The following is a 17,180-nucleotide window of genomic DNA, read 5'->3' as shown; positions in this document are numbered from 1 at the left end:
GCACTATTTTTTTAGCTTTTCAACACGTCAGCTTTTTTCTTTTGCTATTTTTGTCTGCAAATAAATCTGATACTATGAAACGCCTCTGGTAAAAATGCTGCACAAAGGAGAATAAGCGTAATTTGGGAGTTTCATTGGCAAAAACACACAATTATAATCATATGAAAAATATAACGGGTCGTTGGACATTTAACGAAGATTTTGGCTTTGGCAAGGACGAAGGCTTTGCAGAATTTACTCAGGAAGGTGATTCAATAACAGGAGTGGTGGTTTATACCGAAAGAATTGATGATGAAACTCCATTCAGAGTTCAGCAGGAGGTTGAAGGGAATTTTGATGGTGTTAATTTTAAAGTGACTGGAACAAAAGTTGAATTGCTGGATGTTGAAAATCAGTTTGAATACCATCTGGATACCTGGGAAGGAATTTTAAACGCTAATAATCAGATAGTGGGTCACAGTTACGATGACCATGATTGTTTTGGTGTGTTTGTAATGGAATTTATTGAGTTGCAATAGGATTTATTTCAATGATTTGCATAAAAAAGATCGATGCTCGTGCGCCGATCTTTTTTATTTTGTTGAAACGCTTTGGTTTTTGTAACACTCTTTAATTCATGATGTTAAAAATAGCCAGGGCGAACAGATAAAATCGCAAAAAACGAAACAATCCAAACAATAGATATCTTTTAAAACTAAAATTGATAATCCCCGATGCCATGCTCACCATAGAAAATGGCAATGGCAGCAGTGCTCCTACAACAATAAGTAAGCCACCCCATTTTTTTAGGTTTGTTATGTGTTTTTTCATTTTGTTTTCTACCGTCTTTTTAACAGAAGGAATGCTAAGTATCGTTTTCCCAATAAAATAGGATACACAACCTCCCAGATACGAGAGTAGAGCCAGTAAAGAAAGCTGAAGCATTGGATCGGGCAGAGTTTTTACCCATGCAATAAATAGTTCGGGGGGAATTAAGCCTAATATGGATTCTGAAGTAAAAAAGATCATAAAAACACTGATTGGAGAATAATCTTTTGTGGTTTCATGAAACAAACTATGAAAATCAAGTACATAATATTCCAGAAAAAGAATGAGACCAACAAGCACAGCAAAAGGAACAGCAACCTTTTTTAGAGTTGCCCCAATAAATTGGTAGAATCCTGTATATGAGTAATATTGATGCAGAAGTTGTATTTTTGGTTTGCGATTTTTTCGCACAATATTTGTTTTCATTAAGTATTAATCTGTTTAATCGGGAAATTGAATTTTGAAAAGCATCTCTGGGAATTATTTTGAATCTGATTACATATTTGTATCTGTTGGATAGATAAACTATGAAACATGAATGTAATAGTGATGCGTGTTTTACAAATCAGCTCAATATCGATGGTTAAATATTTTTTGAAGCAAATTTGTAATTGCAGAGATTTACTAAAGAAAAGAAGACTTAGGCCTTGGGAGGCGGAGATTCCAGTTCTAGTCTGCTAGAATTACTTATTGCTGTATTTGAATTCTTAGAACTGTCATTATCATACAAATATAACTCTGTTTTGCTGTCAAAACACACATCCAGATCTTCTATATCAGTATCATCATATTCCGAAGAAGTTACATCTGTTCCGCTTATCAAACCGGCTGCCAACGCAGGTTTATTTTCTTGATTTACCTTAATCATTTGTTGTATGATCGGTATCACAAGCAATAGCAGCGATAAGAATATCAGTAAAACTGATAGATTTTTCATGATTTTATATTTGTTACGCAAATGTATAAAAAATCCAACGCAAAGCAGTACTGTTTCTTTTTATGCATTTAAAAGTAGGGTATTTCCCTACACGAAGTAGGAACAGCCCTGTTTCACATCATTGCCATCATCTATACTTTTGTTATAAAAATTAGAAACATGCAATTAGTGAGTGAAACATACCGAACCAGAGAGAATATTTTAATTCTTGCAGATTTTTCTGACGGGAATTGGGACGCAATACAATTTGCGATGAAATATCTTTATAGAACTTAGCTTTATAAATTAATGGTTTTAGAATATTCGCAATAAGAATTAAAAACAGTTGGTGTATGATGTTTTCGTTGGTATGGATTGTAATTTTTGAAATTCTATTTGGCAAAATTCAGTCAACTAAACCCCGGAAGTAAAAGCTTTGCAATTATTTGTAAATTTGTTCCACTTTGCAGAATGGTACCTGAAACGTTTTTGGAATGAAACGCCCCTATACAATAGTGTTACATGCAGGATGATAAGTGTAATTTGGGAGTTCCATATGGCAAATGAAAACAAATTATACTCATATGAAAATAAAAAAGAGTCTGTTCATTAAACAAAAAGTAATATTTGTTTTATTACTCTTTAGTTTATTTGCTTTTGGAGGAATCATCTACACCTTTAGTAACAGTGCTGTGCTCGATTCTCAGCATATCCGACTGGTTGAATTCTCGGAAAAAGTAGAAATTGAAGTTTTCAATGGGAGAATTAAAATGGATGAACTTCTAAGTGGTTATAAAACCATTACAAACAGTTCTGTTTTTGAACGTTTTGATAGAGCCGAAAAATATATATCAGATATCGAACAAATAATTTCGAAAACTAAAAAAATCAAATTAGATAAGGAAAATCATTTTCTGTATCAACTTTCAGAACTAAGACTTTTAATTCATCAGATTAAAGAAATTGTACGTACTAAGATAAACAAGAATGTGAATAGTGTCGATTCAAATTTGGCCGGATCATACCTCGAATTTATGCTAAAGTTTGATGAATATGGTAAAACTTTGCACGCTTTTATCAGCGAAAATAATTATCGTTTAAAACGTGAGCTGTTTATTCTCCTTACCAGCATATTTACGATACTGATTATTAGTTTGGTTTTAATTGTTCGATTAATGAATTCACTCATTAGAACCAACCGCATACTTCTTCACAACACGATGAAAGTGGAGCAGAGTGAGCGCAGGAGAATAGCGATGGATCTTCATGATGGTTTAGGTGCCATGCTATCGAGTGTGGGTCTCTACAGTAAGATTTTGGAGAAAAAATTTAAGGATGATCCAAAGATACATGGTCAACTAAATCAAATTACCTTGTTGTCAAATCAGGCCTTGCAAACCGTTTCTGAAGTAATTAATAATCTGAATCCATCAATTTTAAATCGTTATGGTCTTGTTGAATCATTGGACAGACTGTGTGCACGAGTCAACAGTATCGGAAATGTTAAACTCCATCTGGAATCGAAGAAGTTTATTGGAGAAATGAATAAGAGTACCGAAGTAATTATTTATCGTATTATTAGTGAGTTAATCAATAACACCATAAAGCATGCAAATGCAACAGAAGCCTTCATTACTCTAAAAGGGAACACCAAAATTATTCTTCATTATCAGGATAACGGTTCGGGTTTTGATAGCAGAAAGTTATCATTGCATGAAAAGAACGGCATGGGTTTGTTAAATATAATTGACCGGATTGAATCCATAGGAGGTGATTCTTTAATTGATACTACTCCTGGGAATGGATTCGCAATTACAATTGAACTAAGAATTGATAAGTAAATTATATGGAAACAATTAAAGTTATTTTGGTCGACGATCATAAGATATTTAGAGATGGGTTTCGTCTTTTGCTGCAGAGTTTTCCATATGTTGATGTGATCTGCGAAGCCTCAAATGGTTTAGAATTATTAAAAGTACTTGAGGTTAATATTCCTGATATTATTTTCATGGATGTAAATATGCCTCATGTTGATGGTGTAGAAGCAAGTAAAAGAGCTCTCGAAAAATATCCGGATCTTAAAATCATAGCACTTACTACCTTTCTGGATGATGATTATCTGGAACAAATGTTAATGGCAGGTGTGGAAGCTTATATGTTGAAGAATGCAGATATTGAGGAGTTCGAAAAAGCAATTTTGAAAGTATATTCAGGAGGAAACTATTTCTCAGCAGAAATTGTCGCATTACTTTCTGACAAATTAAATATCCTTCGCAGCCGCAAAGTTCAACAAATGGAATTGCCGGTATTTACGGATCGGGAGAAAGAAATCCTTGAATTAATTTGTAAAGGATTTGGGAATAAAGAAATTGCAGAAAAAATCTTTATTAGTCCTAAAACAGTGGAGAAACACAAGAGCAGCCTTTTTCAAAAGACAGGTGTTTTAAATACTGTAAATTTGGTGATTTTTAGCTTCAAACATCAAATTGTGAATTTCTAATCTGTTTTTCCGGAAGTGCATCTGTTTCAATAAATATTTATGAAGATAATGAACATCGTATAAATCTACGTGTCTTGTTTAATTATAGTTCTTATTCCGAAGTAGGGATTTCCCTATTGTTCAATTCTCTTTTCAGGCTTATTTTCGCAGGATATTAAACCAAATAAATGCTTGGTGTTTAATTAATTATTATTTGTAGTGTAAGGATTGATGCTGAGTGAGAATAAAAAATAAATGATGATACAATTTTTGAAGGAAAAAAGAATATTTGATAAAAATAAGAATCCTCTAATTGAATTTGTAAGGTTAGAATCATTTGGAGGAATTGTATTGATGTTTTTTACTATTCTAGCCATTGGGTTAACCAATTCCACATTTGGAGAATCCTTTTTATCTTACTGGAAACAATATTTAGGCATTAATTTTGGTGATTGGGAGCTAAACAAGAGTCTTTTACACTGGATTAATGACGGCTTAATGGCAGTTTTCTTCTTCGTAGTTGGATTGGAAATAAAAAGGGAATTGCTTACAGGAGGTCTGTCATCAGTTAAAAAGGCGAGTTTACCAATTTTTGCGGCTATTGGAGGTATGTTGGTGCCTGCATTAATATATTTTGGTCTAAATCAAACAGGATCAGGAACACATGGCTGGGGAATCCCAATGGCAACAGATATTGCTTTCGCCTTAGGAATATTACTTCTTTTGGGCAAAAGAATACCGACTTCACTTAAGCTCTTGTTAACATCAATTGCAATTGTTGATGATATAGGCGCTGTAATTGTAATTGCTCTTTATTATACCAGTGAAATAGATTGGGTTTATCTTCTTTACGGCGGTGGTATATATGCTGTTTTATGGTGTCTCAATTTATTAAAAATCAGAAATATTCCTGTTTTTTTATTTCTTGGTGTTTTACTTTGGTTTGCTTTGTTAAAATCGGGCATACATGCAACACTTGCAGGTATTCTATTAGCCTTCACAATACCGGCCAGAGCAAACCGAAATGTTTTCGAATTCATTCGATCCAATACCATACTATTAAAACAATTGGGAACTACTCTTGCTAAAGATAAAAAGTCAAAGGAGAAAAATGTACAAGCCTCAATCACTTCCATAGTTGCTAATTGTGTTGAGGTAATATCACCATTGCAAAGGTTAGAACATTTATTTCATCCATGGGTAGCCTATTTAATAGTTCCCTTATTTGCTTTTTCCAATGCAGGTGTAATTGTAAATGGAGATTTAATGAGCAAAGCTTTTGATCCAATCTCCCTAGGTATAATTTTAGGTCTGTTTATAGGGAAACCACTGGGCATTTTTCTGTTTTCCTATTTAGGCGTAAAAATGGGCATTGCTCAAAAACCTCAAAAAATATGTTGGTCACAAATTATTGGAATTGGCTTTTTGGGAGGAATTGGTTTTACCATGTCTTTCTTTGTCTCGCAACTTGCCTTTTCTGATTTGTTAATTTTAAATCAGGCAAAAATTGCTGTGCTAATAGCTTCAATTATGTCGGGTTTGATAGGTTTTTTCATCTTAAAATTATTCGGTAATCAATCAACGAAATAAATGTTTTCATAGTTTAGTTAATTTTTTGAGGGCCGAAGCATATGTTTCGGCCTTCTCTTTTTATTTAGTCAATGAATTATTCATAAAATTTTTATTTTTTTTAATGATGCGATAAACTTGTAATTCAGAACGTTTAGTCCTGTAATGCCTATTAATAAAGAGGTGTAGTGATTTTTTTATTGCAAAAAGATTTGGAGGATAAGAAAAAATCCCCATCTTTGCATCGCAATCAAATGAAACGCGGATGTGGCGTAATTGGTAGCCGCGCTAGACTTAGGATCTAGTGCCGAGAGGCGTGGGGGTTCGAGTCCCTTCATCCGCACAAAAAGATCGATACGAAAGTGTCGGTCTTTTTTTTTGCTCCAAATCTAAATGTTCAATTCTGGATTTTCTTTGTATCTTCTTCAAACCAATTATTTTATTATGAAGCAACGATGCACTTTAAGTCAACTTCTGGGAATTGAACATTCAATACTGCTGGCTCCTATGTTTTTAATATCCAACACCAAAATGGTTATTGAGGCTCTGAGCTGTGGCTGTACTGCAGCCATTCCTGCTCTTAATTACCGATCAGAAAAGGAATTGCACGAGGCCATATTGGAAATCAGGAGGGCGATATCAAAACCATTTGGTTTTAATCTAATTGTGAATAAATCCAATCTTAAATATAAGTCTCAATTAAAGACTTTGCTTGATCTTAAAGTGGATTTTATAATTACCTCCCTGGGGAATCCTAAAGATGTTATTGCATCGTGTCAACCTCTGGGAATCAAAGTTTTTTGTGATGTTACGGATGTGGAATATGCTCAAAAAGTGGAGCAATTGGGTGCGGATGCAATTATTGCTGTCAACTCGCAGGCTGGCGGACACTGCGGCCATTTACCGGCAAAGGAATTAATTTCTAAATTACTTCAGTTTACAAACTTACCAATTGTATCTGCGGGCGGAATTCGTAATAATTTGGATGTGAAGCAAATGATGGAGTGGGGAGCATCCGGTGTTTCTGTTGGTACTATTTTTATTGCCACTTACGAATCCGATGTTTCAAAGGAGTACAAGCAGGCAATGATTCAATACGGCTCAAAAGATATCATAAAATCAACAAAATTAACCGGCTCAGCACTCACAGTAATCAACACAGCATATGTAAAGAGAATTGGAACTAAGGCAAACTTTTGGGAGTGGTTAATTAATAATAGTTCCATTCTTAAAAAATATGCAAAGCTGATTTTAGCCTGGCAAGGAATGAGTAAAGTAAAAAAATCTGCATTTAAAGCAAGTTATCAGAATGTGTGGTGCGCAGGTCCAAGCATTGAAAGTGTTAAAAGCATTCGCTCTGTCAAAGATGTTTTATCTGGCTTAATCCAAGCTGATAATTAACCTTTTCATGGTTGCAGGTAAAGAATTATCTAGTGCACAGTATTCCGCTTTATTCAAAAAATATCAGTAATAATAATTATTATTACCTAATTATTTTAATTAATCAATATGAAATACTACTTTTATTATGTAATAATTACATGAGTGCATTTTTTATTGCTTCAATAATAAAACTAAAGGTGGAATAAGCCGAATTAACCTTAAAATAGAAGTAGGTAGTAAAAAAACAAAATAACAATGAGTGAACAAGTTATTCAAATAGTCGAGAAGAAAAGCAACGGAATGGCAACTGCGGGTTTCGTTTTGGCCCTTATTACCGTATTTTTTGGTTGGATTCCTTTTGTTGGATGGGTTACTTGGCTGTTAGGGCTTATTTTTAGTGCTCTTGGATTAAGTAAAGCTAATAAAGTTGGAGTTGGTAAAGGACTGGCCATTGCAGGTTTAGTTATTAGCTTAATTGGCATTGTGGTGTTACTTGTAGTTGCTGCAAGCTTAGCAGCCATAATTGGCATGAACGTCTAATCAGAAATTCTAACGAAAGGAGGTTGCCGAAAATCCTTAATAGAGTAGGCAAGTTATTTCTTCATGATCAAAACAGATCATTTTATAAGTTTTTCGAATCCCCGCCAACCAATCCAATTTTGCTCTGCCACATCATCTGCAATTCGAATTAGCCGATCGTTAAAATCATTTCTTATCGCATTTTCATTGATGTATGTAACCGCTTCGGCAAACGATTTAAGCATGCTCTTATAAAAGGCTTCCTGTTTAATGTATTTTTCAGAAGTGTATGTAATTGCTATTTCAATCTGATAAAGCATTACATCTGCAATCAAGTTTGGTTCCACACCAAGCTTTTTAAAATGGCGAATAAATTTTTGAGCTACAGAACGTCTCATTTTCGCTTTACGGCCCGATACAGGAAAGTATTCTTTCGAAATTTTGAATTTACATTCTTCCAGCAATTTATTCTCCTGAGGATTAAATGCGAAATCGTAAAACTCCTTAACATCTTTAAATCTGGTATAAAGATCGGTAATTTGTTCCTGAAGCTGCTTTTTGTTCAGTTGCTGCAGGTATTCTTTTAAGTCTTTTTTGCTCATGTATTTTACTAAAAATTAAATGTTATTGCTTAGATGCAAATTTACTAATAAAATTATCCTTTTTATAAGTGGTACAGAAGTTTTATTGCTTTCCAAAACAGACTAATTGTTTTAGTGAATTTTATTTTCGGCTTATGATGAATATTTAAAATTGTAATTATTTGTTTAATTAAAATTAACAACAGCAAGCTAACTATAGTGTCATTTATATTTTAATCTTCAATTTAGGTATTTTCGTGGTTATTTTAATGTGTTTTGTGTAAAAGCTTTAGATCATGTAATATGACTTCAGTAAATTTATTTTGTTGATTAGATGGAGGAGATAGGTATATAATTATGATTTTATTGTTTTAAAATTTTGATTTGTCCCAATACCAGTAAGAAGCTCTCGTTTCTATTTAACAATTTTAAATGAACCTTAAAATTTGACTGTGAATCACGTACATAATTTTTTGATATTATTCCTTGTCAATTGTGGTATTCATCTATATCATATAATGCCATCTCTAATTCAAAGAGACAAAACAGCGTGTTCTTCATTTTTTTCTTTTGCAACTGCTGTTCATCGTATTTCCACTATGTCAGTAAAAAACTTATTAGGTGCAAAAATACCATCTATTAATTGGAATGTGTGTAATTGGAAGCAAGAACGAATTATTTATTTTTTGTGTTAATTGATTAAAAGTAAACTATATAAACCTGATGAAGTTCTGGATATTTTCAAACCACAACCATATTTATTCAATCGTTAACTTCATCGAAATATTCATTTAAACCTTAAAAAATTCAACAATGAAAAAAGTAATGTTAATTATGGTCGCTGTAGTTGTTACTGCAGCAGCATCTTTTGCTCAACAAAATGTTTCCGAAATTCAACAACTTGGAACAGATCAAGAAGCAACAGTTGATCAGGTAGGTGTTTGGAATTACAGTCAAATAAATCAATCCGGAGAATTAAATGTTGCTTCAGCTACTCAGTTAGGCGATTTAAATTCTTCTTTTATTAATCAGATTAATAGTGTTTGGGTAGAAGCTTACGTTGAGCAATACGGATTCTTGAATTTCTCTTCTGTATATCAAAGTAGTGATTGGGATATTGCAAATGTACTTCAAGATGGTAATTTTAATATTTCGTATGTTGAGCAAGTGAACAATTTCTGGTCAGAAGCTTTAATAAATCAATTTGGAGATTCTAATTGGGCTAAAGTTGATCAGGCTGATGGTTATCGTGATTTTGCCGGCATTATTCAAGATGGTTTTGCAAATCAAGCAAGAATACGTCAATATGGTAATGATAGCAATTGGGCAGGTGTTATTCAAACAGGATCGTTCAATTTAGCCGATGTATATCAGGCCAATGGAATTGGTAATTCTTCTTACGTTACACAAGAAGGTGAAGATAATTGGGCATTTACAACTCAAATGGGTGGCGAAGGCAATTCTATCGAAGTTGAACAATATGAGAATAGTAATACTGCAGTAGTAAATCAGTATGGCGGTGTTATGAATCGTGCTTATGTTGGTCAGTTGGGAGACTGGAACTTCGGTAAAATTACACAAGTAAAAGGAGAGGATAACTATGCAGGTATCGCACAGATTGGTTATGCTAATGATGCTTCTATTAAGCAAATTAAGGGAGAATCTAATTGGGCCGGTTTGGTTCAAAATGGTGATTTCAATAAAGCCACTGCTATTCAAAGAAAAGGTATTGATAACGAAGCGTACGCAGAGCAGGCAGGTGATGGAAATACTGTAATAATGAAACAAATTCGCGGCGAAGGAAATTTGGCAGAAGTTTACCAGATTGGTGATGATAACTTTTCCTATACAAAACAGGTTGGTGGTGAGAACAATACTATTTCTGTATTGCAGGATGGAGCAATGAATTATACCGAAACTTATCAGTTTGGTGGTGGTGAGAACCTTGCAATTATAGAGCAATCTGGTTATGGTAACTATTCAGGTATCCTACAAGAAAATGTAACAAATTCTGTTGCTGATATTTTTCAGGATGGTGAATTAAACGAATCTGTTGTTCTTCAATACAACGGGGACAATAATTTTGCAATAGTTACTCAGGTTGGAGATTACAATTATTCTGGAATTTCACAGGATGGATCCGGCAATGCTGCTGATGTATATCAGTCAGGTTTTGGACATTCAAGTGTAGTAATGCAGTATGGTAATGGAAATAGTGCAACAGTAGATCAAACTAATTCCAGTTTAAATCCATAATTAAAATATTTTAGCTGTCTTTATATTTCTAAAGACAGCTACTTCTAAAAATTTTAAGTTGATTTTGTTTTAAAGGTTGAGTCAACTTTAATAATGATAAAATCTGGAAAGTATTCGTAATTTGTGTGGTTGTAAATTGCGGAAGTGAATTAGATTTTATTAAGAGCATGATAAGGAATGTTCATTTTGAGCATTCCTTATTTGTTTATATACAAAGAACCGACAGCTATCTTTGTCGAGATTAAACTATCGGTTCTAACCACTTAACTGCCTATGTTTAGTGTAACTTATTGCATTTTTTAAGCTCCTAAGTATTTGTGAATTGCGTGAGCTGTTTTGCGTCCATGATCCAATGCACGAACAACCAGGCTTGCACCGGATGTTGCATCACCTGAGCAGAAGATTTTCGAATTTGAAGTTTGACCTTTCGCATCAGTTTTAATATTTCCTCTGCCATCCAATTCAAGTCCTAATTCATTAACTAATCCTTCATGCACGGGATGAACAAATCCCATAGCTAATAATATTAAATCAGCATCAATGGTTTCTTCAGTTCCTGGAACCTCATTCATTTTGAATTGTCCCTTTTCATCCTTAGTCCATTCAATTTGTGTGATAGTAAGTTTTTTCACGCTGCCATCTTCACCTAAAATCTCTTTAGAACTAAGAGACCATCTTCTCTCACACCCCTCAAGGTGAGAACTGGAAGTTCTTAAAGTTTCCGGCCAGTAAGGCCAAGGATTGGTCTCTTTTCTTTCTTCAGGTGGTTTTGGCAGCAATTCTATCTGCAAAACAGATTTTGCCTTTTGACGAATTGAAGTCCCAACACAATCGGAACCAGTATCGCCACCTCCAATAACAACAACGTTTTTACCTTTAGCAGATATTCTTTCCTGCTTGGTGAATTCGTCGCCACGTATCAGTTTATTTTGTTGCTTGAGAAAATCCATAGCAAAATGTACACCTTCCAGTTCACGGCCTTTAATTGGCAAATCGCGTGGTTTCATTGCACCAATTGCGAGGCAAATGGCATCATATTCCGCTTCCAATTCAGTAAATGAAACATTTCCACCTACATCCTGATTGGTTTTAAATTCGATACCTTCCTCAACAAAAAGTTCCAAACGTCGATCAATAACGCCTTTATCCAATTTAAAATCAGGTATTCCGTAACGAAGTAATCCGCCAATCGCATCATCTTTTTCAAATACAGTCACATTATGACCAGCTCTGTTTAGCAGATCTGCAACAGATAATCCTGCTGGTCCTGAACCAATTACAGCGATCTTTTTACCAGTACGCTTTTTAGGGGGCCGAGCCTTGATATAGCCGTACTCAAAAGCTTTTTCGATAACAGCAGCCTCATTTTCGCGTATGGTTACAGGCGATTTCTGCAACGCCAGCACACAGGATTTCTCGCATGGAGCCGGACAAATTCTTCCTGTAAATTCGGGAAAGCTGTTCGTTGAATGTAAAATTTGGCTTGCCTCCTCCCAATTTTCTCTGTAAACAGCATCCTGCCATTCGGGAATTTTGCTGGCTGTAGGACAGGCCCAGTGACAGAAAGGTACACCGCAATCCATACATCTGGCTGCTTGATCTATTCTGTCATCAAGATTCAATGTCTGTTCAACTTCTCCAAAATCCCCAATTCTATCTCTTACCGGACGGTAGCCGGCTTCTTTTCTTTTTATTTCTAAAAAACCTTTCGGATTTCCCATAATCGTTCTGTTTGTTAATGAATAGTGCAGTAATTAAAGGAAAGGATCGAATCCTGTTTTCACCCTTCCTTAAAATTTAATTACTCGTGAACTTCTGTTTGTGATTGAGCCGCTTTTAACTTTCGGTGAATCTTCTTCAGTTTTTTCTCCTCAAGAACTTTTTTATACTCATAAGGAATAACTTTCACAAAATGTGGTAGATATTCTTCCCAATGAGTAAGTACTTTAGAAGCCACACTACTCTGTGTTAATAACAAATGTTCGTGGATCATTCCCTGAAGCTCATGAATATCCTGCATATTTTCAACCGGTTCAAGGGAAACAAGACTTTTGTTGCAAAAATAATCCAATCGTCCTTCCATATTAAGAACGTAAGCAATTCCACCACTCATACCAGCCGCAAAGTTTCTACCTGTTTTACCTAGAATTACAACTCTACCTCCAGTCATGTATTCGCAACCATGATCACCAACACCTTCAATAACAGCGATTCCACCGGAATTACGAACACAAAAACGTTCTCCCGCCATTCCTCTTATATATGCCGATCCGCTGGTTGCACCATAAAGCGCGGTATTTCCAATAATAATTTGTTCTTCAGGTTTAAATTTGCTTTTCTCCGAAGGATAAACAACCAGCTTTCCTCCCGATAAGCCCTTTCCAAAATAGTCATTAGAGTCCCCAATCAAACGGAAAGTAATTCCTTGTTCAAGAAAAGCTCCAAAACTTTGTCCTGCAGATCCTCTAAATATGCAATGAATTGTATCCTCGTCTAAAACTCTTTTTGGTTTTAGTAAAGCAACTTTACCAGAAAGCATAGCTCCTGTGGTTCTGTCAGTATTGTTGATTTTCTGATCAATCCAAACTTTTTCTCCATCATGCAACGCTTTCGCAGATTGTTTAATCAGCTCATGATCAAGAACCTCACCAATGGATTTTATTTTAGCGTTTGCACCACATATGGTGTGTCCATCAGTGTTTGGAAGATGAATTAAGTTGTCTATACTAACTGTTTTTGCTTTCCAATTTTCGATGTTTTTGCGTTTTTCCAGTAAATCAGATCGACCAACCAAATCATCAAATTTTCGAATTCCAAGTTCCGCCATCAATTCACGGCACTCTTCTCCTAAGAAAGTAAAATAGTTAATCAGCCATTCTGAACGACCAAGGAATTTTTCTCTAAGCTCCTTGTTTTGAGTTGCGATTCCAACAGGACATGTGTTTAGGTGACATTTACGCATCATTACGCAACCCAACACCACCAAGGCGCTTGTAGCAAATCCAAACTCCTCAGCTCCAAGCAGGGCCATTGAAATAATATCTCTTCCGGTTTTTAATTGTCCATCGGTTTGTAATTTGATACGACCACGCAAATCGTTCATTACAAGTGTTTGTTGCGCCTCAGCTAATCCAAGTTCAACAGGTAATCCTGTATGTTTAATTGAACTCAACGGACTTGCGCCTGTTCCACCTTCGCAGCCTGCAATCACAATAAGATCAGCGTTTGCTTTGGCAACACCCGCAGCAACAGTTCCAACACCATTTTCTGAAACCAGCTTTACACTTACACAAGCTGTTGGATTTATATTTTTCAGATCGAAAATTAATTGTGCTAAATCTTCAATTGAATAAATATCATGATGTGGAGGCGGAGAGATCAGTGTAATCCCCGGAGTTGAATTCCTAAGCTTAGCTATGATATTATCAACTTTAAATCCAGGTAATTGACCTCCTTCTCCCGGTTTTGCACCTTGAGCTACCTTAATTTGTAATTCATCAGCATTTACAAGATATTCAGCATTTACACCAAATCGACCTGAAGCAATTTGCTTAATTGAACTTCTTGCACTTGAATAGAAGCGTTTTGAACTTTCTCCTCCTTCACCGGTATTACTTCTGCCGCCAATTTTATTCATTGCAATAGCCAGAGCTTCATGAGCCTCTTTTGAAATGGAACCATAAGACATGGCACCAGTACAAAATCTTTTCATGATGTTTTCAACCGGTTCTACTTCACTGATATCAATAGGATTCTTTTTATAATCAAAGAAGCCTCTTAAAAAATTGGGAGAAGCAGTTTCTTTATTTACAATTGTGCTGTATTCCTTAAATTTTTTGAAATCATTTGTTCTGGTTGCCCATTGCAGCAATCCTATTGTTTCAGGGTTCCAGCTATGAGGCTCACCATTTTTTCTGTAGTGAATATTTCCATTATTGGTGAGCAAATCCTGATTATTGAAAGGATCCTCTTCTGAATAAGCTTTCTTGTGATGACAAAGAATTTCTTCTGAAATCTCTTTTAATCCAATTCCCTCAATCCTGGAAATTGTACCTGTGAAGTATTTGTCAATAACATCTTTACTCACACCTAAAGCCTCGTAAATTTGGGCACCAAGATAACTGCCAATGGTTGATATTCCCATTTTAGACATCACTTTTAGCAATCCCTTATCAACGGCTTTTATATAGTTTTTACGAGCCGTTTTATACTCAAGATTGGTTCTTCCATCTTTCACCAATTTGTCAATAACCGCATAACTCATGTATGGATTAATAACACTAGCCCCGTATGCAATCAGTAAGGCAATATGATTTACTTCACGAGCCTCACCCGTTTCCACAACGAGACCAATCTGCATCCTCTTTCTCTTCTTTATAAGATGATGATGAACCGCTGCTACAGCTAAAAGAACAGGAATTGGAGCCATTGATTCGGACATATTCCGATCCGTAAGAATAATGTAATTTTTCTGTTCATCAACAGCCTTTTCGGCTAACAGACAAATAGAATCCAGAGCACTTTCCAAGCCAGCACCATTTTGAGATGCTTTAAACAGTATATCAATGGATTGATGTCTGAATTCTTCATGCTTAAGTTTCTTTATCTTGCCAAGATCAGTATTAGTAATTAACGGACTTTTGAATCGAATTAACTTACAATGCTGAGCTGTTTCATCCAATAAATTTTTCTGAACTGATCCTATATAATTGGTCAGATCCATCACCAGATTCTCCCGAATTGAATCAATTGGAGGATTGGTTACCTGAGCAAATAATTGACGGAAGTAATTGAAAAACAATTGAGGTTTTGGCGACAATACCGGTATCGGAGCATCGTTACCCATCGATCCCACAGGCTCTTGTGCACCCGTTGCCATTGGAAGAAGAACTCTTTCAAAATCTTCTTTGCAATAGTTAAAGGTCTTCTGGCAAATGTTAAAATGATCTCCAATATCTGAAGGAACCCTTTTTTCAACAGGAATAGCCTTTAAATCCAAACGATTCTCTTTTAGCCAGTTTTGATAAGGATTACGATAAGTCAGTTGTGATTTTACCTCCTGGTCAGGAATGATGATTCCTAACTGAGTATCAACAAGCAATAGCTTACCAGGTCTTAGACGACCCTTTTCTTTGATTTCTTCGGCTTTAAATTGTTGAATACCCACTTCAGAACCCATTACAATCATGTCATCCTGAGTAATCACATAACGGGAAGGGCGCAATCCATTTCTATCCAATGTGCCGCCAATATAACGGCCATCAGAAAACACCAACGAAGCTGGTCCATCCCAAGGCTCCATAAAAGTGGAATGATATTCGTAAAATGCTTTTAAACTATCAGGGATAGGATTTTTTTCATTCCACGATTCCGGCACCATCATACTCAAGGCATGCGGCAGACTTCTTCCAGTTAAGAATAAAAATTCAAGCACATTATCGAAAGAGGCAGAATCACTCTTGTTTGGTTCAACAACCGGGAATAGTTTTTTGATGTCATCACCAAACATCTCCGATTTTAAAAGAGATTCACGGGCTTGCATCCACAAACGGTTTCCTTTTATTGTATTGATTTCACCATTGTGAGCTACAATACGAAATGGCTGAGCTAAATCCCAGGAAGGGAATGTGTTGGTACTAAAACGTGAGTGAACCATTGCAATAGCGCTTTCCATACGGGAATCCTGAAGATCACTATAATATTTCCCCAGTTGGTCGCTTGCAAACATTCCCTTATATACCAAAACTTTAGACGAAAGACTAGGAATGTAAAACATCTCCTTTTCCTTCATTTTAGTTGCGCGAATATAACTTTCAGATTGTTTTCTAGCTAAATAGAGTCGTCGTTCCAATTCATCCTGTTCGTAATTTCCACCAACAAAGATTTGTTTGATCACTGGTTCTGATTGTCTTGCAATTTCACCAATTGCATTGGTGTCCGTTGGGACATCACGTAATTGAAGAAATTCCAATCCTTCTTCTTCCAGAATCTGAATAAGAACTTCAAGACAGAACTTTTCTTCGGTTTCGTCTTTTGGTAAGAAAATTAAACCGGTACCATATCTTCCTGCTAAAGGAAGCTTGATTCCAATTTTTTTGTAGAAACTGTGAGGCAATTGCATTAAAATACCGGCACCATCACCACTTACATTATCAGCACCACGCGCGCCGCGGTGTTCCATATTGCAAAGCACCTCCAGTCCACGGGTAATAATCTCGAAAGATTTTTTTCCTTTAATGTTGGCTACAAAGCCAATCCCACAATTGTCATGTTCGTTCTGAGGGTCGTAAAGACCCTGCTGTTTTGGTCTAAGGTTTCGCATAGGCAATTTTTAGTGCGAAGCCAGGAAATGATTTTATCTTTTAAACTTAAGGACCTTAAGAAATGAATAGAAATCCCCATTCCATATCATTTAGTAACGACTTTTATAAATCCGAGAGTCGTTGCCTTAATTCAAGAAACACCCAAAGATGGAGGTGATCAATTTTTTGCTTGTCTAATCCGTTGAGCAAATATAACACAATTAAATCTATATATGCAATTATTATTGTTAAGTATATGGGCGGAAACGTTTGAAAAGTAAAAAAAACATGATAATTATCATTGCAAAGGTTTGCATGATATTCAGGCATTTATAAAAATAAGAGACATTTGTCTGAAAAGAAAGCGA

General features: G+C 35.4%; 12 protein-coding genes and 1 tRNA gene. 8 read left to right on the top strand and 5 right to left on the bottom strand.

All coding sequences use genetic code 11. The features are described from left to right. Window positions 1-161: 161 nt before the first annotated feature. On the top strand, window positions 162-518 hold the full coding sequence (locus tag GQR60_RS14535; protein WP_124993625.1) for a hypothetical protein: 357 nt from the start codon (window positions 162-164) through the stop codon (window positions 516-518). A 91-nt stretch (window positions 519-609) separates the two neighbouring features. On the opposite strand, the gene GQR60_RS14530 is transcribed toward GQR60_RS14535, so the two are convergent. Both GQR60_RS14530 and GQR60_RS14525 read right to left on the bottom strand, forming a co-directional pair. Beyond that, window positions 610-1,233: a YqaA family protein gene (locus tag GQR60_RS14530; RefSeq protein ID WP_124993624.1), complete on the bottom strand. Its 624-nt coding sequence runs from the start codon at window positions 1,231-1,233 to the stop codon at window positions 610-612. Between the two features lie 214 nt (window positions 1,234-1,447). Beyond that, window positions 1,448-1,744: a hypothetical protein gene (locus GQR60_RS14525; protein WP_124993623.1), complete on the bottom strand. Its 297-nt coding sequence runs from the start codon at window positions 1,742-1,744 to the stop codon at window positions 1,448-1,450. 563 nt (window positions 1,745-2,307) lie between these two features. Here GQR60_RS14525 and GQR60_RS14520 point away from each other — a divergent pair. The 6 genes from GQR60_RS14520 (at window position 2,308) to GQR60_RS14495 (ending at window position 7,694) form a co-directional block, all read left to right on the top strand. Then, window positions 2,308-3,564: a sensor histidine kinase gene (locus GQR60_RS14520; protein ID WP_160463492.1), complete on the top strand. Its 1,257-nt coding sequence runs from the start codon at window positions 2,308-2,310 to the stop codon at window positions 3,562-3,564. Window positions 3,565-3,569: 5 nt separating this feature from the next. Then, on the top strand, window positions 3,570-4,223 hold the full coding sequence (locus tag GQR60_RS14515) for a response regulator transcription factor (RefSeq protein ID WP_124993621.1): 654 nt from the start codon (window positions 3,570-3,572) through the stop codon (window positions 4,221-4,223). A gap of 237 nt (window positions 4,224-4,460) precedes the next feature. Then, window positions 4,461-5,792 (top strand): Na+/H+ antiporter NhaA, encoded by a 1,332-nt coding sequence (gene nhaA / locus GQR60_RS14510; protein WP_124993620.1) that lies wholly within the window; start codon window positions 4,461-4,463, stop codon window positions 5,790-5,792. A gap of 240 nt (window positions 5,793-6,032) precedes the next feature. After that, window positions 6,033-6,114 (top strand) — tRNA-Leu (locus GQR60_RS14505). A gap of 101 nt (window positions 6,115-6,215) precedes the next feature. Continuing rightward, complete coding sequence (locus tag GQR60_RS14500; RefSeq protein ID WP_124993619.1) at window positions 6,216-7,172, top strand: NAD(P)H-dependent flavin oxidoreductase; 957 nt, start codon at window positions 6,216-6,218, stop codon at window positions 7,170-7,172. A gap of 237 nt (window positions 7,173-7,409) precedes the next feature. Further along, window positions 7,410-7,694 (top strand): hypothetical protein, encoded by a 285-nt coding sequence (locus GQR60_RS14495; protein ID WP_124993618.1) that lies wholly within the window; start codon window positions 7,410-7,412, stop codon window positions 7,692-7,694. A gap of 77 nt (window positions 7,695-7,771) precedes the next feature. Here GQR60_RS14495 and GQR60_RS14490 read toward each other — a convergent pair whose 3' ends face one another. Beyond that, on the bottom strand, window positions 7,772-8,275 hold the full coding sequence (locus GQR60_RS14490) for a DUF6155 family protein (protein WP_124993617.1): 504 nt from the start codon (window positions 8,273-8,275) through the stop codon (window positions 7,772-7,774). Window positions 8,276-9,067: 792 nt separating this feature from the next. Between GQR60_RS14490 and GQR60_RS14485 the strand changes: the two genes are divergently transcribed. Then, the gene (locus tag GQR60_RS14485; RefSeq protein ID WP_124993616.1) at window positions 9,068-10,510 is read left to right on the top strand and encodes a hypothetical protein; all 1,443 of its coding nucleotides are present in this window, start codon (window positions 9,068-9,070) and stop codon (window positions 10,508-10,510) included. Between the two features lie 299 nt (window positions 10,511-10,809). Here the strand turns inward: GQR60_RS14485 and GQR60_RS14480 are convergent, their stop codons facing one another. Then, complete coding sequence (locus GQR60_RS14480; protein WP_124993615.1) at window positions 10,810-12,231, bottom strand: glutamate synthase subunit beta; 1,422 nt, start codon at window positions 12,229-12,231, stop codon at window positions 10,810-10,812. 80 nt (window positions 12,232-12,311) lie between these two features. Next, window positions 12,312-16,832, bottom strand: coding sequence for a glutamate synthase large subunit (gene gltB, locus GQR60_RS14475; RefSeq protein ID WP_124993614.1), 4,521 nt, complete (start codon window positions 16,830-16,832; stop codon window positions 12,312-12,314). Window positions 16,833-17,180: the final 348 nt, after the last annotated feature.

It is taken from the genome of Labilibaculum euxinicum, assembly GCF_009795715.1.
GTDB classification, from domain to species: Bacteria; Bacteroidota; Bacteroidia; order Bacteroidales; family Marinifilaceae; genus Labilibaculum; species Labilibaculum euxinus.
Note: the sequence above shows the minus strand (reverse complement) of the source record. Positions and strands in the feature narration are given on the sequence as shown.